We start from the raw sequence: 26,186 nt of genomic DNA on the forward strand, positions 1-26,186 counted from the left end.
CCCACCCCCCACCCCCGGCGGGCCCCCCCCCCCCCCCGCCGCCCCCCCCCCCCCCCCGCTCCGGCCGGGCCCGCGCTCAGCGGGCCCGCGTGGTGACCTTCCGGTGCACCGCGTCGTGCCGGGCCTGGGGGGCCCGGATGTCCTTCGGCCAGTCGAGCGTGAGGCCCAGCCGCCCGCGCAGGAGGTGCTGGAAGTCCGCCAGCCGGTGCGGCGTGCCGTGCACGGCCTGCGGCCGGGTGCCGGTCTCCGCGCAGTACGCCGACAGGGCGCCGGCCGCCTCGCCGATGGACCACTCCACCGGATGCAGCCGGTACGCGCCGTTGGTGATGTGCGTCGTGCCGATGTTCTTGCACGCGGCGACCAGGTTCTCCGTGCCCTGCGGCAGCAGCGCCCCGAGCGGGATCTGGAACGGGAAGCAGTCGATGTCGACATAGGTACGGCCCGAGGTGCTGGGGTGCAGATCGATCCGGTAGTACCCGATGCCGACCGAGTCGTCGAAGAGCGCCGAGCCCGCCCCGTCGCCCCGCATCGCCCGGCCGATATGTCCCTCGGTGACGGTGAACAGCGCCTTGATACGGCGCGATTCGCGGACGTACACCTCCTTGGCCAGCCCGTCCTCGGTGCCGGTGACGTCGCCGCGCAGCCTCAGCTCCGGATAGCCGGTGCCGCCGTCGGGGCGGGGCGCCTCGGTCTGCATCCAGTGCACCATCGACAGCGTGAGGCTCCGGGCGCCGTCCAGGGCGCGGCGCCGGACGGCGTCGTCGACGCCGAGCAGCGGCAGCTCCCAGTAGTCCGTCTGCGGCCAGTTGACCAGGGTGATCTCGCCGCCCGCGAACGACGGCGAGAGGTGGCGGCGGGCCAGGGCGCGGCGGTAGTGCCACATGTCGGAGTCCGTCGTCAGCTCGGCGTCCGCGGCGCCGCGGGTGAACAGCGGGCGCGTACGCCGCGTCAGCTGCCACGGCACCACGTCGTCCCACGACAGCTGCGGGCCGGGCCAGCGCGGGTCGACCGTGTCCCGCCAGTGCGCGTACCCCTCGGGCCGGTCCACGGTGTGGTCCTCGCCGGGGCGGAACTCCAGGGCGCACACCCACGTCACGGCCTGCTGGTCCAGCGGCTCGGCCCGCTCCGGGGCGTGCAGTTCGCCGGTGTCGGCGCGGCCCTCGGCCCCGATGACGTACGGGACGTCCGCCAGCTCCAGCAGATCGCCCAGCTCCGTGGCGTCGACGACCAGCGTCCCGCGCAGCTCCGTCTCCCGGCCGGAGCGCAGACTGCGCACCTCGACCGCGGTGACGGTGTCGCCGTCGCGGTGCGCGGCGGTGACCTCGTGTGCGGTGAGGACGGTGAGCCGGCCGGAGGCCAGCAGCGGGGAGAGCATCTCCTGGATGACGAGCGCCGCCACCCGCGGCTCGTGGCACAGCCGCGAGACGTTGCCGAAGCCGGGGTTGAAGTGCTCGGAGCGGGCGGCGTCGGCGGTCAGCGGGTAGTTGCGCCGGTAGTGGTCGCGGATCCGCTCGCGCAGCTCGCGGTAGCCGGGGGAGGTCAGGTCCGTCTCGATCCACTGGTGCTCGTCCGGGGGCACCGCCTGGCTGGTGAGCTGTCCGCCGAGCCAGTCGGAGCGCTCCACCAGCACCACCCGCTGCCCCATCCGCGCGGCGGTGAGGGCGGCCGCCGTGCCGCCGAGCCCACCCCCGACGACGACGAGGTCCGCGGTGAGTCCATCCTGTGGCATACGACACCTTTCGAGGGGCTGTGGGGGGTACGGGACGGGGTGCGGGGTGGGGACGGGGACGGGTCAGCCCTTGACGCTGCCCTCCGTCAGCCCGGAGATGAAGGCCCGCTGGTTGAACAGGAAGACGGCGAGGACGGGCAGCGTGACGAGCACGGCGCCCGCCATCAGCGGCCCGTACTGCACGTTGCCGCTGCCGAGGAACCTCGCCAGCGCCAGCTGCACGGTCTGCGTCTCCTGCGAGGTGCTGACGACCAGGGGCCACAGGAAGTCGTCCCACACCGCCGTGAACGAGAAGATCGCGACGACGGCCACCAGCGGCCGGGCGAGCGGCAGATAGATGCGCCAGAAGATGCGCCACTCGCCCGCCCCGTCCATCCGGGCCGCCTCCGCCAGGTCCGGATCGGCGGTGGAGAAGAACTGCCGGGACAGGAAGATGTTCATGGGCAGCACCAGATACGGCAGCACCACCCCGCCCAGGCTGTCCAGCAGTCCCGTACCGCCCTCGCCGGCCAGGTTGTTGCCGCCGGCCAGCGGCATGCTCTTGGCCATCAGGAACAGCGGGATCAGCGTCACCGAGACGGGGATCGCGGCCGTGGACACCAGCACGTAGAACAGCGGTGTACTGCCCTTGAACGGCAGCCGCGCGAAGGCGTAGCCGGCGGCCACGGCGCCCAGGCAGTTGGCGAGTACGGCGACGGCGGTGACGACCGCCGAGTTCATGAGCGCACGGTCCAGGTCGGCGTCGGTGAACGCGGTGGTGAAGTTGGCGGTGGTGGGGTGGTGCGGGATCAGGCTCACCGACCCGAAGGCGTCCTCCTCCGGCGTGAACGCCAGGCTGACCATCCAGAGGAAGGGCACCAGCACGAGCAGCGCGGCGGTCGCCAGTGCGGCCACGGACCCCGCCCTGCGACGACGGCGGACGCGTACGGCGGTGGGTGTCATGAGCGCCTCCCCGCGATGCCGCGGATGGCCAGGAACGAGAAGCCGACGATGAACGCGAACAGCACGAAGGCCATCGCGGAGGCGCTGCCGAACCGGTTGTACTGGAACGCCTCGGTGTAGACGAGGTAGTTGACGGTCGTCGTGGAGCCGAGCGGCCCGCCCTTCGTCAGCACGAAGACCTCGGCGAAGCTCTGCGCGAGGAAGACGATGTCCATCGCCACCACGTAGGTGAGCATCGGCCGCAGCCCCGGCAGCGTGACGTGGCGGAAGCACGCCCACCGGCCCGCGCCGTCCACCCGCGCCGCCTCGTACAGGTCCTTCGGGATCGACTGCAGTCCGGCCAGCAGCAGCACCATGTTGGAGCCCAGCGCCTTCCAGACCCGCATCCCGGAGACGGCGAACAGCGCCTGGCCCTCCTTCAGCAGCCAGCTCTGCTCCGGCAGCCCCAGCAGCCCGAGGGCCTCGTTGACCAGGCCGTGCCGGGAGTAGATCCACAGCCAGACCATGCTCACCGCGGTGAGCGAGACGATGTGCGGTACGTACAGGGCCGAGCGGAAGAGGCCCACCCCGCGGAACGTCTGCTTCGCCAGCAGCGCCAGCCCCAGCGCGACGACCACCGTGCAGGGCAGCACGATCGCCACGTACTCGCCCGTCACCAGCAGCGACCTGCCGAACTCCGGGCTGTCCAGCAGCCGGGAGTAGTTCTCCAGGCCCACCGGCTGCGGGCCGGAGCGGCTGAGCGGGCTGTACTCCGTGAAGCTGAGGCCGAGCCCGTACAGCACGGGCACCAGCTGGAAGCAGATCAGGTACAGGGCGGCGGGCAGGACGAACAGCAGCCCCACCCAGCGCCGCGGGACCCGCGGCAGCCGTGGCCGGCGGCGCTCCGGCGCCGCGGGCACCTTCCGGGTGTCCCGCGGGCCGGATACGACGGTGAGTGCGGAGGGCATCGGCGGATCAGCCGTTCGCGGCGAGGATGCCGTCGACCTCGGCGGCGGCGGCGTCCAGCGCCTCCTTCGGGTCGACCTTGCCGTTCACCGCCTGCTCCAGATGCTTGGCCAGGGTGTCGCGGACCTGCGTCCAGGCCGGGATGTTCGGGTTGGGCGCGAACTTCGGCGCGTTGTTCATGTACTGCTGGACCACCGGGCTGTTCTTGACGTAGTCGCTGGTCGCGGCGGAGGCCCGGGCGGGGACGGCCCCGACGCCCTCGGTGTACTCCACGCTGGTCTTCGCCGAGAGCATGTACGCGATGAACTTCCAGGCCAGGTCCTTCGCCCCGCTGTCCTTGTTGATCATCAGGCCGGGGCCGGCCCCGCCGAACGCCTCGGGCCGGCCGCCCTCGAAGCCCGGTGCGGGCATCACCCGCAGGCCCAGGTCCGGTTCGGCCGTCGCCACCTGCTGGGCGACGTTCGGCGTCATCACGGTGATGGACGCGTCGCCGGTGACGAGCGGTTGCTGCTCGGTGGGTGCGGACTGGTAGTCGACGCCGAGCTGGTCGCCGACGGCGCCGTCGCCCTGGTAGGTGCCGACGAAGTACGTCAGGGCCCTGACACCCTCGGGGGAGTTGAACGCGGCCTTCCTGCCGTCCTCGCTGATCTGCCGGCCGCCCGCCGACCCCAGCAGTGTGGCGAAGGTCTGCTGCAGGCCGAACGGCGAGGTCGGCAGCAGCAGTCCGGCGTGCGTGACCTTGTCCCCGTCGCGCTCGGTCAGCTTCTTCGCGGCGTCGAGCACGCCCTCCCAGGTGGTGGGCGGCTTGTCCGGGTCCAATCCCGCCTGCTCGAAGTCCTTCTCCTTGTACGCCAGCAGGTTGCCCTGCATCGACAGCGGCATCAGATACTGCGTGCCGTCGACCTGACCGCCGGGCAGCGCGGTCTCCATGTCCTTCTGGTCGCCCTGGCCGAGCTTGGCGACGTAGTCGGTGAGCGGTTCCAGCCGGTCGTTGTGCACGAAGTCCGCGACGGCCGCCGGGCCGTGGCCGAAGACGTCCGGCGCGGTGCCCGCGGCGAACGCGGCGTTGAGCTTGGGGGAGAGGTCCGGCCAGTCGACGAACGTGACCTTGACCTTGGCGCCGGTCTCCTTCTCGAAGCGCGGCACGATGGTGTGGGTGACGAGGTCGACCTCGGTCTCGTTGACGCCGGGGAACCAGACGGAGATGGAGTCGCCGCCCTTCCCGCCGCTCTTGTCCGAGCTGTCACCGCCGCCCAGCCCGCAGCCGCCGAGAAGCAGCGCCGCCGCGGCGGCGGCTGCGGCGGCTGTCCGGCCGCGGCGCCCGCCGCTGTGTCCCTGTGCTCTCATGACCTCTCCTTATTCGTATAAGTGGCGGCTCACGGCCACATCGATGACGCTTCGGGAGTTGGTGCGTGCCTCGCGGCGGGTTCAGGTGGTGCGCGGGGGTGCGAGCGTGCCCGGGGTGAGGGGGGTGCACGACAGGACCTCGTGATGGCCCGGGGGGACCTGGCCGTCCAGCAGCCGCAGCAGCAGGGAGACCGCCGTGGCGCCCATCTCACGGCGGGGGACGGCGATATGGCTCCAGCCGGCCGTCGGCTCGGCGGCCGGCGGCAGCTCCAGACCGACCACGGTCAGCTCGTCCGGTACGGACACGCCGGCCCCGGCGGCGGCCCGGGCCAGCACCGCCGCCAGCTCGGGCGTCTCGACCAGCAGCGCGGTCGTCCCCTCCGCCAGCAGGCCGCGCAGCCAGCCGGGCGTCACCGCTTCGTCCGGCAGCAGACTGGGCGGGGGCGGGCGCAGGCCGGTGCGCTCGGCGTACTCGGTGTAGCCGTCGAGCCGTTCCTGCCGGGGGCTGCGCCGTACGTCGCAGCCCAGGTAGCGGATCCGGGAGTGCCCCAGCGCGGTCAGCGCGTCCATCACCTGCACGACCGCCGTGGCGTAGTCCGCCGCCACGTACGTCGCGCGGACACCGGGCACGTCGCGCCGGCCGATGAAGACGAACGGGTAGCCCTCCCGTTCCAGGCGCTCCAGCTCCTCGTCGTTGCGCTCCAGGCCGAGGATCACCGAACCGTCCGCGAGGCGGAGGCGGTTGGTGCCGTTGCCGTAGATCGTGCGCGTGCCGTCGGGGCGCTGGGTGGAGGCGAACAGCACCAGGTCCTGACCGGCGCCGACGGCGCCCTCCTCGATGCCGACCAGGAACTCGTGGTAGTAGTCCTCCGGTCCGACGGGGAAGACGCGCTCGAAGGTGTGCACGCCGATCAGCCCGTTGCGTCCGCCGCGCAGGGCGCGCCCGGCGACGTTCGAGACGTATCCGAGCTCCCGCATGGCCTCGCGCACCTTGCGCTGGGTGGACTCGGCGATGCCGTTCTCGTCGGCCTTGCCGTTGACCACCATGGACACGGCGGCCTGGGACACGCCGGCGAGCCGCGCGATGTCGCGCTGACTGGGCCGGTGCACCGCGTCCGCCATGCGTCTCGCGCCTCCCCTAATACGTATTAGGGAGACACCTTGGGGGGCGGCGGCGGGCGTGTCAATGGGTTGCGCGAGGATCGGTCGTACGAGGGCGCGTCCGGCGGTGTCGTACCCGCGGGCTGTCACCGGCAGCTGATAGGACGGGCGTCGACACACGCGAGGCGGCGGGAGCGGATGATGAAGTTCCGAACACTGGTCGAGCCACCGGAGCGCATGCGGGGCCTGGAGGTTCCGGCGGAGGTGGTCGAGGCCCTCGGCGGGGGCGCGCGGCCCCCGGTGGTCATCACGGTCAACGGGCACACGTGGAAGAGCCGGGTCGCCATCATGCGCGGCCGCAACCTGCTCGGCCTCAGCAACGCCAACCGGCAGGCGGCGGGCGTCGACACCGGCGACGAGGTGGAGGTCGAGCTGGTGCTCGACACCGAGCCCCGGGTCGTCACCGAGCCCGAGGACCTGGCCCGTGCGCTGGACGCCGATCCGGCCGCCCGGGCCGCGTACGACGGTCTGTCCTACAGCCGCAGACGGCAGCTGGTGCTCGCCGTCGACGGCGCGAAGAAGGCCGAGACGCGGCAGCGGCGTATCGAGGCGGCCCTCGCGGAGCTGCGGCAGGAGGGGTCGTGAAGCGGCTCGCGGCCGGCATATGGCGCAGGCTGCGCGGGCGCGCGCAGTGGCGGATCCTGTGGCTGGCGCACGCCAAGTTCGTCGTCGGCGTCACCGGTGTGGTGCGCGACGACCAGGGGCGGGTGCTGCTGCTGCGGCACCGCCTGTGGTCGCCGAGGCATCCGTGGGGGCTGCCCACGGGCTGTGCCGCCGCGGGGGAGGCGTTCCCCGACACCGTCGTACGGGAGGTGAAGGAGGAGACCGGGCTCGACGTGGAGCCCGGCCGGCTCGTACGCCTCAACAGCGGTTACCGGCTGCGGGTCGAGGTGGCGTACGAGGCGCGGCTGGTCGGCGGTGAACTGCGCATCGACCCGTTCGAGATCCTCGAGGCGCGGTGGTGCACGCCGGACGAACTGCCCGAAGGGCTGCAGGAGTCGCACCGCGAGCTCATCCACGGCGAGGCCGTTGTCTGACCGGCGGCGGGGTTCATCCCCGGACGGGGCTCAGCCTCAGCACCTGCGGGTCGCGCACCATGTCGGCGTCGGCGAGCAGCTTCCCGACGGTGGTGAGGGAGGAGTCGCGGTCGTCCGCGTCCCGGTGGGCGGTGAACCAGACGAAGACGTCCTCGCCGGTGCGGACGGGCAGGCGCGGGTAGTCGTTCTCCGCGTGCTCGGTCCGCAGGGTCGTGAGCGGCGGCGTGCCTCCCGCCTCCAGGGCGGGGCGCACGTGCGCGGCGAAGAACGCCGCGAAGGCGTCCGGGTCGGCCGGATGGCAGACCCAGCCCGTGACCGAGCTCGCGTCGGAGGGCGTGGTGAAGGGCTCGCCGCGGAGCAGGAGCACGTCGTCCGAGTCGAGCATCGTGGCGTTGGCCTCCGGCCCGAACTCCCGCCAGACGGGCCCGCGCTCGTAGAAGGCGGCAAGGCCCGCGGCCCGGTCGGCCATGCCGGGAAAGTGGCGCAGCCACACGAAGCGGTCGGGGGCGTCCAGGTCCCGGAAGCGGTCCCCGACCCTGATACCCACCGCCTCCTGGCCGGTCACGAACTCGCGTTCGAAGAGGGTGACGAGCGCTTCCCGTCTGCCCGGCAGCAGGGTGTACTGGCGCAGTTCGACGATGCTCATATCCGTACCGATCTCACAGGGGGACTCCGGTCGCGAGCCACCGTAGGCGCACTCCCCTGACACCTACCGTCAGGGAAGCGCGGCCCGGATGACCGAGGAGCGAACGCCCCCGGAAGGAAGCCGTATGCGCTGGATCGACTCACTCGCGTCCGAGGCCGGGCGGCGGCTGCCGCCGCCGGTGCTGGCGTACTTCCAGCAGGGCGCCGGCGCGGGCCGGTCGGCCGCGGAGGCCGAGGAGGCCTGGAACGGCTTCCGGCTGCTGCCCCACGTCCTGCGGGACGTCAGCGCCGTCTCCACCCGCACCTCGGTGCTGGGCACACCGGTGGACACGCCCGTCCTCGTCGCCCCCTCGACGCTGCAGCGGCAGGCCCACGCGGAGGGCGAGGCGGCCATGCTGCGCGGGGCCTCGGGCGCGGGCTCGCTGGTGTGCGTGTCGAGCAACGCCGGGACGCCGTTCGCGTCCCTCGCCGGCGGCGCGCCGTGGTGGGTGCAGGCGTACGTGCTGCGCGACCGCGGGCTCACCGCGGAGATGCTGGGGCGGGCGCGTGCGGCGGGTGCACGGGCGGTGGTGCTCACCGCGGACACCCCGGTCGTGGGGCGGAAGTACGACTCGGGGCCGAGCGTGTGGGACTCCGTCCCGCCGGAGCACCTGCTGGTCAACGTCGACTGGGGCGGAGAGGACGAGTCACGGCTGGAGAAGGCGGCGGACCTCACGCCGGCCGACATCGACTGGCTGCGCACCGCCACCGGTCTGCCGGTGGTGGTGAAGGGGGTGCTGCGGGCGGACGACGCCCGCGCGTGCGTGGCCGCCGGTGCCTCGGCGGTGTGGGTCTCCAACCACGGCGGCCGGCAGCTGGACGGCGCGCTCGCGACGGCCCGCGCGCTGGGGCCGGTCGCCGAGGCGCTGGCGGACACGGCCGCCGAGCTCTACGTCGACGGCGGCGTCCGCGACGGCCACCATGTGCTCACCGCGCTCGCGCTGGGCGCGACGGCGGTGTTCGTCGGACGGCCGCCGCTGTGGGCGCTGGCGGTGGACGGTGCGGAGGGGGTACGGCGCCTGCTCACGGAGCTCACCCCGGAGCTGGCGCACGCGATGGCCCTGGCGGGGGCGCCGGACCTGGCGTCCGTCACCCGCGACCTCGTCGCGGGCTGACGGTCTGCGCACCGGCGCGGCGCGAGCGGCCGCGGGCCAGCCCGCCGATGACCGCGGCGGCCAGACCGAGGACGACGGCGACGTACGCGCCGGCCAGGCCGCTGCCGCTGCCGACCCCGCCGTCGGCGGTGGCGATGACCACGCCGCCGGCGACCAGGGCGACGACGCCCGCCGCCAGTGCCGCGGTGGCGCCGGTCCGCTCCGACCGGATGCCGATCCGGCCGTGGGCTCCGGCGAGCACCAGCCCGCCGACGATCACCCCGGCCAGCCCCACCAGTGCGGACAGGGACGCGGCGAGGCGGCCGGAGGTCAGGTCGTACGCGGCGGCCAAGGTGATCGCGCTCGTTGCTGACATGTCGGGACTCCTGCTCCTTGTTCGATCGGTTGTGGTCCCGATGGTGTCGGCCGGACCCGTCCCCGGTCGTCCGCCGGCCGCAGACACTTCGCGCTGCCGCGTCGGCGGAAGCCGGCTACTGCGCCCGCAGTAGGGCCCCCGCGGAGGCGTCACCGCACGCCGTCCCAGAGCCGGCGTTCCGCCCCGCGCGGGTCGTCCGCCAGGGCCGGGGTGTCGCCGAAGACCCGTGTCGTACGGCGGTCCGTGTCGTACGCCGGCCAGCCCGGGTCGCCCGACGTCGCGAACGCGACCCACGCGCCGTGCATCTCGTCCGCGAGCGCCTGCGGCGGATCCGCGCCGAGCATCGGCGCGTACGACGGATCGGCCAGGCGGTCGAAGACGAAGCCCAGCTCCAGGGCGTGGCACGCGCCGAGACGGCTGGCGAACGCCGGGGAACGCCAAGCGAATTCGTACACGTGCGAGCCGGGGACGGACTCCGCGAGCCGGATCGCGGGGATCCGGTAGAACCAGTCCGTCGCCACCGCGTCCAGCAGCTCGCCGGGGAGGGCCCCGGGCCTGCCGGCCCGGTAGACGGCGAGCGCCTCGTCGGGGGGAAGTCCGTAGGCGCCGGCCGCCGCCCGCACTTGTGCCCGGGTGACCGCTTCCAGCCGCCCGGTCGTCACCAGGAACAGGCGGTACTCCTCGCGGTTGCTGCCGACGAGGAGGTCGACACCGCAGTCGGGGCCGGGCAGTTCGAGGCCGGTCGCCACCGGCTCGAACGGCATGATGTTCAGCGCCGCCTCGCCCCACAGCGCCGGATCGGGCCGCGGGCCCATCTCGCCGCGCAGCGCCGCCGCGGCGGGCAGCAGCTCGGCCAGGGGCACCGCAGCGAACGCGGACGCCGTCGGCTCGACGCCGAGCTTCGCGGCCAGGTACGCCGTGATCCGCCCGGCGGACGCGGGCCGCAGGAAGTGGTGGCAGGCCCCGCTCTGCAGGACCGCCCGGCGGAACAACCCCCGGGCCCGGCCGGAGGCCAGCAGCACGCCGATGCTCATCGCGCCCGCCGACTCGCCGCAGACGGTCACCCGGTCCGGATCGCCGCCGAAGGAGGCGATATTGTCGCGCACCCACTCCAGCGCGGCGACCTGGTCCAGCAGCCCGCGGTTGTCGGGCACGCCGGGCAGGCGCAGGAAACCGTCCGCCGCCAGCCGGTAGTTGACGGTGACGCACACGACCCCGTCGCGGGCGAAGGCGGAGCCGTCGTACGCCGGGACGGAGCCCGCGCCGTTGGTGAACGCCCCGCCGTGCAGCCAGACCAGCACCGGCAGCCCCGTGCCCGGCGCGGGGGCCGGCGTCCACACGTTGACGTTCAGGCAGTCATCGCCCGGGATCACGCCCTCCGGGATGAGAGCGTCGAACGGCGGCGCGTACGGGGCGTGCGGCGCGGTGGGCCCGTACGCGGTGGCGTCGCGTACGCCGGTCCACGGCTCGGGCGGGACGGGAGCGCGGAAACGGCGCGGACCGAAGGGCGGCGCGGCGTACGGCACGCCGAGGAAGGACGCGACACCGTCCGGTGCGAGACGGCCGCGCGCGGCGCCGTGTGCGGTGGCGGCGAGGGCGGGGGTCACGCCGAGAGGACCTCCAGCAGCGCCGCCAGGAACTCCTCCGGCCGCTCCAGGTGCACCGCGTGCCCGGCCTCCGCGACGGCGACCTCCCGCACGGACCCGCCCCCGGCGGCGTAACGTGCCAGCACCGCACGTGTCTGCGCGACCATCGGCTGCGCGGGCGTACCGTCCCAGCCGGGCACCGCGCCGACGGCGCCCAGATGCGCGAGGTCGAACAGCGACCCGTCGGACACGATGACGTCGTCCTCCCCGCGGATCCACAGCACCGGCGGCTTCGGCTCCACGAGGGGAAGGGCGTCGAGCCGGAGGTAGAGCGGGGACATGGAGTTGAGGACGCCCCGGGTGCCGGGCGCGACGCCGGGCCAGGAGCCGGACGCCGTGCTGTCACCCGGGTAGTGGTCGGCGCCGGTCCGTGTGGTGAGCATGGACTCGACGTAGGCGTCCTCCTCGTCGGGTCGCCAAGGCGCCTTGCCGTAGCAGTTGACGAGCACCGTGCGGGGCGAGACGGCCGTCTCCTCCCCGCGGTCGCCCTTGGCGAGGGCCTCGACGAACGCGGGGTTGGCCGTGCCGCCGCCGGAGCCGGCCCCGTCGGGGGAGTTGAGCGTCCCCTCGACGCCCCGCGTGCCGCCGTATCCGTACGGGGACACCGGATTGACGAGCGTCACGGAACGCACCGCGCCGGGCCGGTCGCACAGGTACTGCATGACGACCCCGCCGCCCATGGACCACCCCACCAGATGCGCCTGCCCGATCCCGAGCGCGTCCAGCAGCCCCGCGAGATCGTCCGCGTGATCGCGCAGCCCGCGGGTGGCGTCGACGGCCAGCGGATCGGAACCGCCGAACCCCCGCAGATCCGGTGCGACGGGCCGGAAACGCTCGGGCAGCAGGGGCAGCGTGGAATGCCAGAAGACGGAGGAGGACACGTTGCCGTGCACGAAGACGACGGGCTCACCCGCGTCCCGGACGTCACTGATCTGCACGCCGAGCCGCTCGGTGCGCACCCGCCGGGTGCGGATACCGCTGACGGTCATACGGGGCCCTCTCTTCCGCTCAAGGGACGCGACGCCCCTGACGGGGCCGAGGACGCACGGTAGACGAGGAGCGAGCCGACCGACATGTGCGCATCCTCCACAAGACCCGCACCGCACATGGAGGTCGCCGTACAACGCGCCCGCACACACCCCGCCCTCACGCAACCCCGCCCTGATCACGCAGCGTAGGAGGCGACGTACAGCCAGGAACCAAGCCGAACCGTGTGTCGGATGTGTCGCCTTTAGATGTCAATGGCATCAAATTCGCTAAAGGCTCTGCAAAGTTCGGCGATGCCGACATGAACGCGTCATACCTCGCGCGTGAACCCGCGCACCTCCCCGGAGGTGGCCGCTCCGGGTGTTCAGATCATGGCCATCTGCGCGCCCACCCCGTCGGCCCGACGACCCGTCACCCATCACGCGCCGTCGCGACCCGACCTCGACTCTTTGCCTCTCCTTGACCGGTTCATGACCCGGGTAAAGCGCGCCGCGTGATCGACACGGACCATGGATCCGCCCTCCACAACAACATCCCTTCTGCACAGTGGAGTTACAGATGAGTCGAGCACGCCTGCAGGCGTGGCCCAGATCCATCCGGTCCCGCATACCCCGAACGACCCCAGCCGTACGCCGCGTCGCGGGCGTACTGTCGCTGGTGCTGATGGCCGAGTCCGCGCTGGTGCTGGCGCAGAGCGGCGTCGTGGTCGCCGTGGACCGGCCGGCCGCGGCCGCCGCCGCCCCCGCCGCCGCACGTGGACCCGCCGAGGCCAAGGACGAGGCCTCGGCGGTGCTGACGGCCCGGCTGCAAGACCGCAGGATCGAGGTGCTGTCGAAGCGTACGGCCGACTCGACGACGTGGGCCTTACCCTCCGGGGCGCTGCAGACCGAGGTGTTCGCGGGGCCGGTGCGCGTGTTCAAGGGCGGCACCTGGCAGACCATCGACACCGAACTGACCGACGCCGGCGCGAAGCTGACGCCCAGAGCAGCGGCGGCCGACATCGCCGTGTCCGGCGGTGGGGACCGGCAGCTGGCGTCGGTCACGAAGGGCGCCGTGTCGTTCGGCCTGGGCTGGGCGGAGTCCCTGCCCGCCCCGTCCGTGAAGGGCTCGACCGCCTCGTACGACCTGGGTGACGGGCAGACACTGCGGGCGACGGCGTTGGCCCAGGGCTTCTCCCAGGTCATCGACCTCGCCCACGCCCCCGACGCCCAGCCCTCCAACGCTCAGCCCTCCAACACCCAGACCCCCGACAAGCCCCTCTCCTACCGAATGCCCCTGCACCTCAAGGGCCTGACCCTCTCGGCCGCGGCCTCGGGGCATCTCCTGCTCAAGGACAAGGCCGGAAAGCTCGTCGCCGAGGCACCCGCCCCCCGGATGTGGGACGCCTCCAAGGACCCCGCGTCCGGTGAGTCCGCCCACGTCGCCCCCGTGGACACGAAGATCGAGACCGCGGCGGACGGGGCCCAGACCCTGGTGCTGACCCCGGACCCGGAGTTCCTGGCCCGGACCGATCTGACCTGGCCGGTGACCGTGGACCCGACCACCACGCTGGCGGTCACCACCGACACGTGGGTGCAGAACCCGGACTACCCGGACTCGCAGATCAGCTCGCAGGAGCTGAAGTCGGGCACCTACGACGCCGGCAGCGACGTGGCGCGCTCGTATCTGAAGTTCGACGTGTCGCAGTTCACCGGCAAGCACGTCATCGACGCCGTGATGTCGCTGTACAACTACTACTCGTCGACCTGTGCCACCACCGGGGCGGCCACCCAGGCCCGCCGCATCACCTCCACGTGGTCGTCCAGCTCGATCACCTGGGGAGCGCAGCCGGCGACCACCACCGCCGACATGGCGACCAACACCGGGCACTGGGGCTACAACTCGTCCTGCCCGGCGACCTGGTCGAACTGGAGCATGCGGTCGATGGTGCAGTCCTGGGCGGGCGGTGCCGCCAACTACGGCGTCCAGCTCCGGGCGGCCACCGAGACCGACTCGACCACCTGGCGGCGGTTCCGCTCCGCGAACTACACGACCGCCGGGTACGCGCCGAAGCTGGTGGTGACGTACAACTCGTACGCCACGACCGCTTCCGCGGCGGTCTCCCCGTCGACGGTCAACGCCTACAACGGCTACCGGTACGTGACGTCGCTGACGCCGGTGTTCTCGGCGAAGGTCACCGACGCGGACGGCGGCAGCGCGAGCGCCCAGTTCGAGATCAGCCCCGACCCCGCCTACAACGACACCACCTACAGCTACACCGCCACCGGTACGTCGGTGGCGTCCGGCTCCACCTCCACCCTGACCGTGCCCGCGGCCAACGCCTTCCCGGCCGGCTCGCACCTGCGCTACCGGACCCGGGGCCACGACGGCACCGACTACGGGGCCTGGTCCGGGTACACCACGTTCATCCTGAACACGGTGCTGCCCGCGGCGCCGACCGTCTCCTGCCCGGAGTACCCGGCCAGCACCTGGTCGGCGAAGGCCGGGGGCGCGGTGTCGTGCACCCTGGACACCACCTCGACCGACGGACAGGGCTTCCGGTGGGGGCTGGACGACGCCTCCATGGCCCAGCGGACCGACGACACCGCTGACGGTACCGGCGGCGACCCGCTCACCATCTCCGTAACCCCCGGTGACGGCTGGCACACCCTGTACGCCAGGACCATCGACTCCGGCGGCAACCTGTCCACGGCGACCACCCAGTACAGCTTCGGTGTCGGCTCGGACGGCGCGGCCCTGCTCGCCCCGCGCGACGGCGACCGGCCGGCCCGGCGGGTCGCGCTGGCCGCGACGGGCAAGTCGACCTACACCGGGGTGACCTACCAGTACCGCCGCGGCGAGACCGACACGTGGAAGACCGTGCCGGCGGCGGACGTGTCGAGGAACGGCGACGGCTCGCCCGTGACCGCCTGGCCGCTCGCGGCTCCGGGCGGCGCGCCGCCGGCCCTGGTCTGGAACATCACCACCAGCCTCGCGGAGGACGGTCCCGTCGACATCCGTGCGGCCTTCACCGACGGCACCACCACCGGCTACTCCCCGTCCGAGACGGTGACCGTCGACCGCGAGGTCGGATCCGCACCGGTCATCGGCGTCGGCCCGGGTACGGTCAACGCGCTCACCGGTGACCTGCGTATCCCGGCCACCGACGCCGCCGTGTTCGGCATGGGTGTCTCCCGTACCGCCTCCTCGCGGGCACCGACCGCCGGCGCGGACGCCGACGGCCAGGTGGCCGTCTTCGGCTCGCAGTGGCTCTCCGGCACCGCCGCGGAGCTGGCGCAGTCGACGTGGTCCTACCTCCGCCAGACGTCCGCGACGTCGGTCGCGGTGGTGGGCGTGGACGGTCTGGAGACCGGCTTCACCGCCACCTCCGCCGGTGGCTGGAAGGCCGAGCCCGGTGCGCAGAACCTGACCCTGACCGGCACCCTCACCGGGTCGTTCACCCTGAAGGAGACGGACGGCGTCACCACCGCCTTCGCCAAGGTCGATCCGGCCGCGGCCACCTGGCAGGTGTCCTCCGTCTCCCTGCCCACCGCCAACTCCACCACGAGCGTCGTCTCGGAGAAGGTCGTCTCGGGCAGCGAGACCCTCGCCCGCCCCAAGTACGTCATCGCCCCCACGTCCGCCGTCGCGGCGGGCACCTGCCAGAGCACGCCGTCGGCCAAGGGCTGCCGGGTGCTGGAGTTCGTCTACGCGACGTCCACCACCGCCACCTCCGCCGCCCTCGGCGACTTCACCGGCCGGGTGAAGCAGATCAAGGTGTGGACGACGGCACCGGGCGCCACCGCGGCCGACGCGACCGCGGTCGCGGGTTACGCGTACGACGACGCCGGCCGGCTCCGCGAGACCTGGGACCCGCGGATCTCCCCGGCGCTGAAGACGGTCTACACGTACGACGGCTCCGGCCGGGTCGCCACCCTGACCCCGCCCGGGCAGTTGCCGTGGACCTTCACCTACGGCCGGGCCGGCGGCGCGGCCACGGCCGGCGACGGCATGCTGCTCGCCGCCTCGCGCCCGACGCTCAAGCCGGGTTCGAAGACGGAGACGGACGGCGCCGACGCGGTCACCTCGGTGGTCTACGACGTGCCGCTGACCGGCACGAAGGCCCCGTACCCGATGAGCGCCACCGATGTCTCCGCATGGGGGCAGGGCGACGTGCCCACGGACGCCACGGCGGTCTTCCCCGCCGACGCGGTACCCGCCTCGCACGACGGATCGTCCCTGACCTCGGCCGCGTACACCCGCGCCACGGTCAGCTACACCGACGCGTCCGGGCGGGAGGTGAACTCGGCCGAACCCGGCGGCCACATCACCACCACCGAGTACGACCACCTCGGCAACACCGTGCGCGAACTCACCGCGGGCAACCGGGAGCTCGCCCTGGCGACCTCCGGCACCGGTCTGCAGAGGCTGACCCGGCTGGGCCTGAACGGCTCCGGCACCGCGGAGCGCGCCCGGCAGCTGTCCACCGAGCACGTCTACTCCGGCGACGGCCAGCGCAAGCTCGAGGAGTCGGGCCCGCTGCACCTGATCACGCTCACCGGCGCGCTCCAGGCCGGTGCGGGCGGCACCGACCTGCCCGCGGGCAGCGAGGTCCCGGCCCGTCAGCACACCGTCACCGCCTATGACGAGGGCCGGCCCACCGACGGCACCGCCGCGGTGGCCGACATGCCCACCACCGTCACCGCCGGCGCGTACGTCGACGGCTACGCGGCGGACGCCGACACCCGCACCACGCGGTTCGGCTACGACTGGAGCAAGGGGCTGCCCACCTCCACCACCGGCGACCCGGACGGGCTGAACCTGACCAAGACCACGTCGTACGACAGCCAGGGCCGCGTCATCAGGACGACGCTGCCGAAGTCCGACGGCACCGACGCCGGCGCCACCGTCACCACGTACTACTCGGCCACCGGCACCGGTCCGTGCGACGGCCGCCCCGAGTGGGCGGACCTGGCGTGCAGCACCGGCCCCGCCGGGGCGATCACCGGCGGCGGCTCCAACCCCGGCCAACTGCCCGTCAAGACAATCGAGTACGACCGCTGGGGCACCATCGCCAAGGTCACCGAGACGGCGAACGGTGTCACCCGCGCCACCACCACCGGCACCGACGGCGCCGGACGCACCACCAAGGTCTCCGTCACGGGCGGCTCGGGCACCCCGGTGCCGGACGTCACCACCACCTACGACCCCGACAGCGGCAAGGTGGCCACCACCTCGTCCAACGGGCGGACCATCACCCACACCACCGACCTGCTCGGCCGGGAACTCTCCTACAGCGACGGAGCGGGCAACACCGCGACCACCGCGTGGGACCGGCTCGACCGGCCCGCCACGATCACCGACTCGGCCCCCTCCACCACCACCTTCAGCTACGACACCGTCATCGACCCGCGCGGCCTGGAGACCTCCCGTACCGACTCGGTCGCGGGCACCTTCGGCGCGCGCTACGACGCGGACGCGAACCTGACCACCCAGCAGCTCCCCGGCGGCTACGGCCTCAGCACCTCCAGGGACGAGACGGGCCAGGAGTACGCCCGGGTCTACACCCGTGACAGCGACAACACCGTGGTCGCCTCGGACGTCACCGACCACTCCGTCCACGGGCAGCCGGTCACCGGCAGCGACACGGGCGGCCAGACACGTACCCGCGACTACGGCTACGACACCACCGGCCGCCTCGTCCAGGCCGACGACACGGCGCCGGACGGCGCCTGCACCCGCAGGAGTTACGGCTTCGACAAGAACAGCAACCGCACCACCCTGGCCACCGCCACGGGTGCCCCCGGCGCCGCCTGCACCTCCACCGGCGCCACCACGGTGACCAACACCTACGACAGCGCGGACCGGCTGGTGAACCAGGGCACCGGCTACGACGCCTTCGGCCGCACCACCACCCAGGCCTCCGGCGCCGTCATCGGCTACTACGCCAACGATCTGGTGCAGCGCCAGACCACCGGCAGCACCCGGCAGACCTGGGCGCTGGACCCGGCGGGCCGCCTCGCCTCCTGGACCACCGAGAGCACCGGTGACGGCGGTGCCACCTGGACCCAGGACAGCGCGAAGACCAACCACTACGGCTGCGGCTGCGACAGCCCCACCTGGATCAAGGAGGACGGCTCCGGCACCGTCATCCGCAACGTCCCCGGCCTCGGCGGCGGCCTCGACGCCACCACCGGCGCCACCGGTGACACCGTCCTGCAACTCACCAACATCCACCGCGACGTCACCGTCCAGCTCCCGCTGGACGCCGGCAAGGCGCCCGTCGCACTCGCCTACGACGAGTACGGAAACGCCACCGCCCAGTCCGCCCGGTACGGCTGGCTCGGCGGCGATCAGCGCTCGGCCGAGACGGCGACCGGCGCCGTCCTCATGGGCGTCCGGCTGTACGACCCGTCGCAGGGCCGGTTCCTGTCCGTCGACCCGGTCCCGGGCGGCAACGCCAACGCGTACGACTACTGCGGCGGTGAGCCCGTCTCCTGCACGGACGTCACCGGCGCGCTGAGCTGGTCGTGGTGGAAGCGCTGGTGGTCGCCCGTCTGGTGGATCAAGTTCTACCTGACCAAGAGGGAGACGAGGTGGGTCGCGTACGGCACCGGATCCGCACTCGGATTCCTCAGCTGGGTCAAGGACCTGCCGGTCATCAAGTCCCACAAGGGTCTGCAGATCGCCATCCTGGCCCTGCGGGCGTACCTGTGGTACTTCGTCGTCGTCTCCGGTTACGCCGTCGCCAGAGGCATGTGTACGACGATCATCGTCGGCGGCACCACATCGGGCTGGTGGATCCCCCCGACGATCTGGCCCCGCCGATGCTGAGCCGTGCGCCGGCCCGGCGCCGGTACCTCCCGCTGGTGGCGGAGCTCGTCGCCGCGTCCGTCCTGCTCGCTCTGGCCGTGACGTTCACGGTCCAGCGGGACTGGTGGCTCGCCCTGGTGATGGCGTTCGCCGCCGCCGGGTTCGGCAGGGACGTGGCGCGCCGCATGCGCCGCTAGGCAACCGCGCGGCCGCGTGACCGCGTGACCGCGTGACCAGTGCCACCGGTGGGGTGGTCGTCCGTCGACCGCCCCACCGCGTGGCCCGACTCCTCCGAAGGGATCAGCGTGCGCAGAATCCATTCGCTCCTGCTGGTGGCCGCCCTGGCGCTGCTCTCCGCGTGCGGCGGCGGCGACGATCCCAACGACCCGGCTCCGGACGGCTACCGGCGCCCGCTGCCGGCGCCGTCGGTGACGACGCCCACCGTCCCCGCCCCGAAGACGGTGGCCACGGACCGCGTGCTCCCGCGCGTAACGGGAGCGTTCGGCGACCGGCCGTCGGTGACGATCCCCGAGGCGAAGCCGACCGGCAACTTCGTCGTGGCCCCCCTGAAGGAGGGGCAGGGCCCCGCGGCCCGCCCCGGGGACGCGGTCGTCGTCGACTACGCCGCGGTCGTCTGGCGCACGGGCAGACAGACAGCCGGCACCTACGACGCGGGAGCGCACCCGAAGGTCTTCACCGTCGGCAGGGGCGCGGCCCTCCCCGCACTCGACCAGGCGGTGAGGGGCCGCCGCGAGGGCAGCCGCGTCCTGGTCGTCGCACCACCGGCCGCGGCGTACGGCACGACGGGGAACAAGGACCTCGGCGTATCGCCCAGGGACACGGTGGTGTTCGTGGTCGACGTCGTGAAGAGGATCGCCAAGTCGTCCCTCGTGCAGGGGCGGCAAGCAGCCGTGCCCCCAAAGCTGCCGGCTGTCCGCACGGACTCCACCGACGGCTCCGCGGCCATCGCCGTGCCCGACCGTGCCGCCCCGAAGACCCTGATGGTCAGGGAGCTGGTGACAGGCACCGGCCCCGTGATCAAGGCGGGCAGCACGGCGGTCCTGCAGCACTCGTCGGCGGCCTGGGAAGGCCAGACAGGCAGGGACAAGGCCGCCCTGTTCATGAGCTCGAGCGCCGACGGCGCCCCCCTCGTGACGACGACCGGCCGGGGAAACCTCCTGCCCGCCTGGGACCGAGCCCTGACCGGCCGCCACGCGGGCACCCGCCTGCTGATCGTCATCCCGGCCACCATGGCGTACGGCGCACATCCGCCCCGCGGGGTACCGGCGAACGCGGCGGTGGTCTCGGTCGTGGACGTGCTGGGGGTCGTGTAGGTCCAGGTCAGACGGTGCTTGTGGCACGATCGTGACGGGCCGATCTGGACAGGGTCCGCCGCCGCCCCGACAATCCAGGAATGACCGCATACGAGTTCCCGACGCAGGCCGGACTGGTGCGGGTCTCGGACCGCGACCGGGACCGCGTGCTGGAGCAGCTGCGGGAGGGCGCGGCGCAGGGCCTGCTGTCGCAGGACACCTTTCTGCGCCGGATGGAACTCGTGTTCGTCGCGCGCGGGCGGGAGCAGCTGGACGCCCTGACCGCGGACCTGCCGCGGGAGGGGCGCTTCACCCGGGCGGTCGTCGGCTCGGTGGCGAAGGCGTCGGCCTTCGGCGTACGCGTGCGGACGGCCTGGCAGACGGAGAAGCTGCCGCCGCTCATGCTGCCCGCGCCCCGGCCGTACCCCCTGCGCATCGGGCGCGATCCGGCGAACGGGCTGCGGCTGATGCACGACACCGTCTCGCGCGTGCACGCGGAGCTGATGTGCCGGAGCGGGCTGTGGGTGCTGCGCGACCTCGGGTCGACGAACGGCACGTTCGTCAACACCCACCGGATCACCGGCTCGGCGCCGGTGCGGCCCGGGGACCAGATCGGCTTCGGCACGACGCGCTTCCGGCTCACGGGCCGGTAGCCGCGCCGGACGCCGTCAGACGGTCCTGCGGAGCATCAACCGCCGCGTGCCGTCCTGCTGTTCCGCGTCCTCCGTGACCTCGAAGCCCTGCTCCATCGCGTAGCGCAGCGCCGCCGCGTGGCCGTAGGCGCGGGCCAGCCGCTGCCGGAACGCGTCCGTCCGCAGCGCGTACCCGTCGGCGACCAGCGCGTAGCTGCCGTCGTCGGCACGGGTGAAGCCGAAGTCCGCCTGGGGCGCCCGCACGACGATCTCCGCCTCGGAGCTGTTCCCCCAGGTGTTGCGCAGGCGTACGGGCCGCTCGTGGACCTCCGCGTCGGGGTGGCCGACGTCGGCGAGGGCGGTGAGCAGCAGCTCGCGGTCGGTGAACCGGGTGCGGACGCGGGTGAAGTGGGACATCGCGGGCCTCTCGACGGGTCAGGACAGGGGGACGACTCGGCAGGGTCAGGACAGTTGGACGACCGGCAGGCCCCGCAGGGCCCACCGGTGGCGGCGCAGGTCGTACGCGTGCACGGTGAGGCGCTTCGCCCCGTCGACGTGGAACTCGACGCGGAAGCAGTCCTCCCCGGCGCGGGCGGGCGGTTCGGCGGTGAGGAAGGTGGGGCTGTCCTCGTTGAGCCACAGCGTGGCGCGTTCGCCGCGGGCCTGTTCGGTGACCGGCAGGACGCGGGCGCCGCCCCGTGAGTCGTACACGATCTCCAGTGCCGCGTCCGCGTCGCGCCCCGTGGCGTGCGTCAGCTCGTGTACGGACAGCCCCAGCCGGTCCTGGCCGTCGCGGATCGCGGTGACGGTGAGGGCGGAGACGGGACCCTCGCTCGGGTACGGGGTGCCGGACGGCACGATCGTCTCGAAGGCGTACGCGCCCCGATCCGTGTCGAGATGCCGCAGCGCGTAGTCGTGCTGGATGTGGTCGTGCAGCTCGTGCCCGCCCGCGATGGCCGCGGCACCGGCCGCCACGGCCTCCAGCGGACGCTCCACGCGCAGCACCCCGGGCCGGAACGACAGCGCGGCGACGTCCTGCACGGCCGGGATCAGGCAGCTGCCGCCGACGAGCAGCACCTGCTCGACGTCGTCGGTACGGCAGCCCAGCCCCGCCGCCTGGTCGAGGGCGCGGCGCAGCACCCGGCCGAAGCGGCCGAGCACGTCGTGCTCACGCAGCAGCGCGGCGAAGGCCGGGCGGTCGAGTACCTGCCGCAGGCCCGTCGCCTCGTCCTCCACCACCGCCTCCTGCCGGCCGGTCAGGGCGATCTTGGCGTCCTCCGCCGCCGGCAGCAGCCGCCGCAGCAGGCGGTTGCGGGCAGCGGGTTCGACGGGTCCGCGCGCCCGTTCGTGCCGCTCCAGGACGTACCGGGCCAGCAGCGCGTCGAGGTGCGTGCCGCCCAGATCGGCGCCGGCCTTCGCCACCGCCCGCACCCCCGAGCCGCGGGAGCTGGGCTCCTCCACCCGTACGACGGACACGTCCAGGGTCCCCGCCCCGAAGTCCACCACGCAGAACAGCGCCCCGGGCGCCAGCCGCGCCCCGTACCCGGCCGCCGCGGCGGTGGCCTCGTCCACCACGCGCAGCCGCGTGCCCGGCAGCGCGCCGCCGACCTCGCGCACCAGCCAGTCGCGGTACGGGTCGAAGGACTCCACGGGCGCCGTGGCGACGATCTCCAGCTCCTCGGACGACGCCGACAGCCGCGCCAGGGCCATCAGGTCCGCCAGATAGTCGGTCGCGGCCCGGCGGGCGGTGATCCGCTGCTCACCGATCTGCCGGGGGACGTCCACCACATGGCCGGCCAGGCAGCTCTTCGTGCCGCGGAAGACGAACGGGTCACCCTCGGCGTCGCGTTCCCGCGCCTGCTCGCCGATCAGCCGCCGCCCGGACCCGCCGTCGTACGCGATGAGCGACGGTACGACCCGCTGCAGCACCCCGCCCGCCTCGCGGACCCGCTCCACCGCGCCCAGCCCCAGCGGCACCGCGGCGCCGGCCGCCGGGTCCCAGCGGGCCACGACGGTGTTGGCGGTGCCGAAGTCCAGGCCGATGCGTTCGGTCATATGCGGTCCTTGTCGGTGGGGCGTACCGAAACCGCGTCGGGATCCGCGGCCGCCGGCGACCGCCGCACGTTCACGTGATCCCCCGCGTTCAACTCCGCGCACGCGCGCAGCAGGCGCGCCAGGCGGCGGTCCGCATGGACGCGCACGCGTCCGGCCACCTCCTCGTCCAGCAGGGCGATGTCCCGCACCCCCAGTGACGCGAGCGGCCGCCGGGCGAGCCGCGCGAGCACCGAGTCGGGGAGGCTGAACACCTTGACCCGGGCCTGGCCCGCCAGCACCAGGCGGCGGCGGTCGGGCCCGCACTCCATGATCTCGTGCCGCCATCCCGGGAGTTCCACGGGCAGCGGTACGGGGGTGAGGGAGTCGGCGCGCAGGGCGACGGCGCCGGTGCCGTCGCCGGTCAGGATCGTTCCGTCGTACACCGTCACTCCCCAGAACGGTTCGCAGCGCACCTTCGCCGAACACAGGGCCCGCGGGCCGTCCGGGGTGAGGCGGCGCAGCCAGACCCGGTCGGTGGCGACCACCGCGAGCGTGTCCTCGGAGGGGAAGACGACCCGGGTCAGGAAGGTCTCGTGTTCGGGGACCGGAAGCCGCAGTTCACGGGTGGGGCCGCCGCCGAGGTCGTGCAGCAGGAGGGAGCCGCTGTTCCCGGTGACGACCTGGGCTCCCGACGGACTGACCGCCTGCAGGTGGACATGGGAGTGCGGGGACCCGATGTGCGTGAAGTCGACAGGACGCAGGTCCGGATCGAGACGGACCAGGGTGCGGTCGGCGCCGTCGGAGGGCACGAACACGGTGAGGTATCCGCCCTGGGGCAGTGCGCGCAGCGCCCGGCATCCGGGAGTGCCCCGAGGGGTCGGCGGCCCCGCCCCGAGCACGTCCCGCCACGCGCGCGAGGCCGTCTCGGCCTCGCCGCCCGCCCCCGTCGACGTCACCTGGTCGCCGGTCGCGACCACCCAGCGTCCGTCGGCGCCGCCCGCCGCGTACAGCGGTCCACCCGAGCCCCACGGGGAGGTGGGCAAGGGGATGACGGACGTGAACCGTGCGCGGCCGTCCGGCAGGCCGACGACGGTCAGCACCCAGCGTCCGCGGCTGTCAAGGCGGACGACGCCCAGGGCCGTGCCGTCGTAGGACGTCGCGAACGCCTTTACGTCCCGGCCGCCGTCGGCCAGGGGGATCTCACGGGCGGCCGGGCGCGTCAGCTCGGCGTGCGCCCGGGCGGTGCGCTCGGCGTCGGCGTCCCGCAGCAGCCGCAGCCGGGGGTGGTCCGCCGTCACGTCGCCGGGTACGTCGTGCACGGTCGCGACGGCCTCGGCCAGCGGCAGCCGCCACAGCAGGCGCGCCAGTTCACGCGGATCCCGGGCCTTCGACGCGTACGCGCGCGGCGCCTCGCCGGTGAGCCCGCGCACCAGCTCCAGCTCCCCGGCGGCCACCAGCGCGTCCCGTAGCACGGCCCGCTCCGGTGGGCTCTCCCGCAGGTAGGCGGCCCGCAGCAGGACGCCGTCCGGATCCTGGGCGTGCAGCTGCGCGAACCGGCCGGTACGGACGAGGAACACCGCCCGGCGCAGCTCGTCGGAGGGAACGAACCCCTCCGCCCGGCACAGCTCCGCGAGATGCTCCAGGTCCAGCGCCATCTCGCACACCTCGTCCACCAGCTCCGGCGACGGGTGGCGGGCGATCAGCGCCCGGGCCGCCGCCCCCACCGGGTGGCGCTCCCAGGTGGCGTACCGCAGCGACTCCCTCCGCAGCGGCGGCAGCAGGGCCTCGGGGCTGCCCAGCGCGGCGAGGACGGCGGCGGAGAGCTCCACCGCGGCCGGGCCGTCCGCGTGACCCGGGTTCTCGGAGGCGCGCGGGTTCCCCGCCCGGCCCGGGTTCCCCGCGATGCGCGGGGCGGGAAGGGCCTTCACCACCGCCCAGATCTGCTCGTCCCCGTCCGGCGCCGCCAGCCACAGCCTCCACAGCGTGGTCCGCGCGCCCTCGTCGCGCCGTGCCCGGCGCAGCAGCCGGCGTACGGCGAGGGTGTCGGTCTCAAGGGTCCACAACTCGCCCCGCCGGGCCTGCCATTCCAGGCTGGAGGCCCACACGCCACGCGCCTGCCGCCACCGGCGAAACCGGGTGATCACCGACGTCCGCCGGTGTCCGGTCGTACGGCCACGTCCTCGGCCGCCCCCCTGACGTCCGCCCGCACCGCCACCTCGTCCCCGAACCGCAGCAGCAGGCACGCGCGCAGCAGCTCGCCGTACTCCCGTACACCGCGGGACAGGCCGTCCCGCCGCAACTCCGCCTCCAGCAGGGCCAGATCGCCTGCCTCCAGCTCCTCCAACGGCCGTCGAGCGAGCCCGTGGAGGGCGTCCGTTCGGCGCAGAGCGACGCGGAGTTCGTCCCTGCCGCCGGAGGTGAGGCAGTGGCCGTCGGGGGTGCCGTCGAGCCAGTTGTCACCGGCGGCCGGCGGCGCCTTCGCCGGGGCGAGGGTGTCCGCCCGCACCGCCACCAGGGCGCCGTCCGGCCGGTCGCGGAACAGGAGCAGTCCGTCGTACGCCGTGAACCCCTGCCGCGGATCGCACGAGACGTCCGCGGCGTGCAGGCTGCGCGGTCCGTCGGGGGTGAGGTGGCGTACCCAGATCCGGTCGGGGGCGAGTACGGCGAGCGTGTCGTCGTCCGTGAAGACCGCCGCGGTGGGGCTGTACGACGCCGGCTGGGGGATCCATATCCGGTGCGTGGGACCGCCGTTCAGCTGGTGCACCGTGTGGACGTCGTCGGTCCGGATGGCGACGCGAGTGCCGTCGGGACCGGCGACCGACTGTCTGCGGCCCCGTTCGGCGACCGCCGCGGCGGGGAACCGCTCCACGTGCAGGGGCCGCAGCCCGGGGTCGAGGCGGACGCAGACGCCGGGTGCGTCGTGCGCGCGCCACGTCGGGGCGAAGACGGCGAGGGCGTTGCCGTCGGGCAGTCCGTGCAGGCCGATGCACGCGTGCTCCGGGGCGGGGCGCAGCTCCGGGACGACCGTCTGCCACGGGACGACGGGAGAGGGCTGAGTGCCGCTGCCGGTCACCAGCGTCACGCCGAGGTCGCCGGCCACCGCGAACCCCGCGCCCAGCCGGACGAGATCCGGGCTGTCGCCGTACACGTGCCGGGTGAGCCGCCCCATGGCGAGCTCGGTCTCGGCCGGCCGCTCGCCGTCCGGCAGCCTGAACACCGCCGCATGCCAGCGGTCGCCGGCCCGGTTGCGCAGCAGCGCGGCCACCGTCCGCCCGTCGGCGGAGACCCGTACCGCCTCGGCCGTCCTCTGGTCACCCGGTCCGAACCGCACCAGGTGCTCCTGCGGGCGCAGCAGCGTCTCGTGCGCGGCGGCGATCCGCGCGGCGTCGGCCGCCCGCAGTACGGCGTACCCGGCGGGCGCCCCGGCGCCGTCCGCAGTCGGCCCCCCGGCGCGTTCCGCCGGCGGG

The 26,186-nt window shown here is 73.6% G+C and carries 20 protein-coding genes; 7 read left to right on the forward strand and 13 right to left on the reverse strand.

The window, feature by feature from the left end; genetic code table 11:
* Nucleotides 1-76: 76 nt before the first annotated feature.
* The 5 genes from AB0M28_RS31940 to AB0M28_RS31960 all read right to left on the reverse strand — a co-directional run bounded on the left by AB0M28_RS31940 (nucleotide 77) and on the right by AB0M28_RS31960 (nucleotide 6,085).
* Nucleotides 77-1,729, reverse strand: a complete 1,653-nt coding sequence (locus tag AB0M28_RS31940; RefSeq protein WP_365412751.1) for an FAD-dependent oxidoreductase — start codon at nucleotides 1,727-1,729, stop codon at nucleotides 77-79.
* Between the two features lie 63 nt (nucleotides 1,730-1,792).
* Nucleotides 1,793-2,671: a carbohydrate ABC transporter permease gene (locus tag AB0M28_RS31945; protein WP_365412752.1), complete on the reverse strand. Its 879-nt coding sequence runs from the start codon at nucleotides 2,669-2,671 to the stop codon at nucleotides 1,793-1,795.
* Nucleotides 2,668-3,618, reverse strand: coding sequence for a sugar ABC transporter permease (locus AB0M28_RS31950; protein WP_365412754.1), 951 nt, complete (start codon nucleotides 3,616-3,618; stop codon nucleotides 2,668-2,670). Before AB0M28_RS31950 ends, AB0M28_RS31945 begins: the two co-directional genes overlap by 4 nt.
* Nucleotides 3,619-3,625: 7 nt before the next feature.
* Nucleotides 3,626-4,963, reverse strand: a complete 1,338-nt coding sequence (locus AB0M28_RS31955) for an ABC transporter substrate-binding protein (RefSeq protein ID WP_365412756.1) — start codon at nucleotides 4,961-4,963, stop codon at nucleotides 3,626-3,628.
* 81 nt (nucleotides 4,964-5,044) lie between these two features.
* Nucleotides 5,045-6,085, reverse strand: a complete 1,041-nt coding sequence (locus tag AB0M28_RS31960) for a LacI family DNA-binding transcriptional regulator (protein ID WP_365412758.1) — start codon at nucleotides 6,083-6,085, stop codon at nucleotides 5,045-5,047.
* A 180-nt stretch (nucleotides 6,086-6,265) separates the two neighbouring features.
* Here AB0M28_RS31960 and AB0M28_RS31965 point away from each other — a divergent pair, with 180 nt between their 5' ends.
* Both AB0M28_RS31965 and AB0M28_RS31970 read left to right on the forward strand, forming a co-directional pair.
* Complete coding sequence (locus AB0M28_RS31965; RefSeq protein ID WP_365412760.1) at nucleotides 6,266-6,709, forward strand: YdeI/OmpD-associated family protein; 444 nt, start codon at nucleotides 6,266-6,268, stop codon at nucleotides 6,707-6,709.
* Entirely contained in the window at nucleotides 6,706-7,161 is a 456-nt protein-coding gene (locus AB0M28_RS31970) for an NUDIX domain-containing protein (protein WP_365412762.1), read from the forward strand. Before AB0M28_RS31965 ends, AB0M28_RS31970 begins: the two co-directional genes overlap by 4 nt.
* Nucleotides 7,162-7,174: 13 nt before the next feature.
* Here AB0M28_RS31970 and AB0M28_RS31975 read toward each other — a convergent pair whose 3' ends face one another.
* The gene (locus AB0M28_RS31975) at nucleotides 7,175-7,807 is read right to left on the reverse strand and encodes an NIPSNAP family protein (protein WP_365412764.1); all 633 of its coding nucleotides are present in this window, start codon (nucleotides 7,805-7,807) and stop codon (nucleotides 7,175-7,177) included.
* Between the two features lie 124 nt (nucleotides 7,808-7,931).
* Here AB0M28_RS31975 and AB0M28_RS31980 point away from each other — a divergent pair, with 124 nt between their 5' ends.
* A complete protein-coding gene (locus AB0M28_RS31980; RefSeq protein WP_365412766.1) occupies nucleotides 7,932-8,960 on the forward strand; it encodes an alpha-hydroxy acid oxidase in 1,029 nt (342 codons plus the stop codon).
* On the opposite strand, the gene AB0M28_RS31985 is transcribed toward AB0M28_RS31980, so the two are convergent.
* From AB0M28_RS31985 to AB0M28_RS31995, 3 genes are all read right to left on the reverse strand, one after another.
* On the reverse strand, nucleotides 8,935-9,315 hold the full coding sequence (locus AB0M28_RS31985; protein ID WP_365412768.1) for a DUF6223 family protein: 381 nt from the start codon (nucleotides 9,313-9,315) through the stop codon (nucleotides 8,935-8,937). The genes AB0M28_RS31980 and AB0M28_RS31985 overlap by 26 nt on opposite strands.
* Before the next feature lie 149 nt (nucleotides 9,316-9,464).
* Nucleotides 9,465-10,922, reverse strand: a complete 1,458-nt coding sequence (locus tag AB0M28_RS31990) for a carboxylesterase family protein (RefSeq protein ID WP_365412770.1) — start codon at nucleotides 10,920-10,922, stop codon at nucleotides 9,465-9,467.
* A complete protein-coding gene (locus tag AB0M28_RS31995) occupies nucleotides 10,919-11,950 on the reverse strand; it encodes an alpha/beta hydrolase (protein WP_365412772.1) in 1,032 nt (343 codons plus the stop codon). Before AB0M28_RS31995 ends, AB0M28_RS31990 begins: the two co-directional genes overlap by 4 nt.
* Before the next feature lie 556 nt (nucleotides 11,951-12,506).
* On the opposite strand from AB0M28_RS31995, the gene AB0M28_RS32000 reads away from it, so the two are divergent.
* The 4 genes from AB0M28_RS32000 (at nucleotide 12,507) to AB0M28_RS32015 (ending at nucleotide 20,706) form a co-directional block, all read left to right on the forward strand.
* Entirely contained in the window at nucleotides 12,507-18,761 is a 6,255-nt protein-coding gene (locus AB0M28_RS32000) for a DNRLRE domain-containing protein (protein ID WP_365412774.1), read from the forward strand.
* On the forward strand, nucleotides 18,725-18,937 hold the full coding sequence (locus AB0M28_RS32005; protein ID WP_365412776.1) for a hypothetical protein: 213 nt from the start codon (nucleotides 18,725-18,727) through the stop codon (nucleotides 18,935-18,937). The genes AB0M28_RS32000 and AB0M28_RS32005 overlap by 37 nt, the downstream gene beginning before the upstream one ends.
* A 108-nt stretch (nucleotides 18,938-19,045) precedes the next feature.
* The gene (locus AB0M28_RS32010) at nucleotides 19,046-20,074 is read left to right on the forward strand and encodes an FKBP-type peptidyl-prolyl cis-trans isomerase (protein WP_365412777.1); all 1,029 of its coding nucleotides are present in this window, start codon (nucleotides 19,046-19,048) and stop codon (nucleotides 20,072-20,074) included.
* 80 nt (nucleotides 20,075-20,154) lie between these two features.
* The gene (locus AB0M28_RS32015; RefSeq protein WP_365412779.1) at nucleotides 20,155-20,706 is read left to right on the forward strand and encodes a DUF1707 and FHA domain-containing protein; all 552 of its coding nucleotides are present in this window, start codon (nucleotides 20,155-20,157) and stop codon (nucleotides 20,704-20,706) included.
* A 15-nt stretch (nucleotides 20,707-20,721) separates the two neighbouring features.
* Here the strand turns inward: AB0M28_RS32015 and AB0M28_RS32020 are convergent, their stop codons facing one another.
* The 4 genes from AB0M28_RS32020 to AB0M28_RS32035 form a co-directional block, all read right to left on the reverse strand.
* Nucleotides 20,722-21,102, reverse strand: coding sequence for a DUF1257 domain-containing protein (locus AB0M28_RS32020; protein ID WP_365412781.1), 381 nt, complete (start codon nucleotides 21,100-21,102; stop codon nucleotides 20,722-20,724).
* Between the two features lie 45 nt (nucleotides 21,103-21,147).
* Complete coding sequence (locus AB0M28_RS32025; RefSeq protein ID WP_365412783.1) at nucleotides 21,148-22,740, reverse strand: Hsp70 family protein; 1,593 nt, start codon at nucleotides 22,738-22,740, stop codon at nucleotides 21,148-21,150.
* Nucleotides 22,737-24,824: a hypothetical protein gene (locus tag AB0M28_RS32030; RefSeq protein WP_365412785.1), complete on the reverse strand. Its 2,088-nt coding sequence runs from the start codon at nucleotides 24,822-24,824 to the stop codon at nucleotides 22,737-22,739. Before AB0M28_RS32030 ends, AB0M28_RS32025 begins: the two co-directional genes overlap by 4 nt.
* A gap of 35 nt (nucleotides 24,825-24,859) precedes the next feature.
* Nucleotides 24,860-26,186 (reverse strand): hypothetical protein (locus AB0M28_RS32035; RefSeq protein ID WP_365412787.1); only part of this gene is annotated, 1,327 nt, incomplete at its 5' end.

Origin of the sequence: Streptomyces sp. NPDC051940 (assembly GCF_040680895.1) — a bacterium.
Classification (GTDB): Bacteria; Actinomycetota; Actinomycetes; order Streptomycetales; family Streptomycetaceae; genus Streptomyces.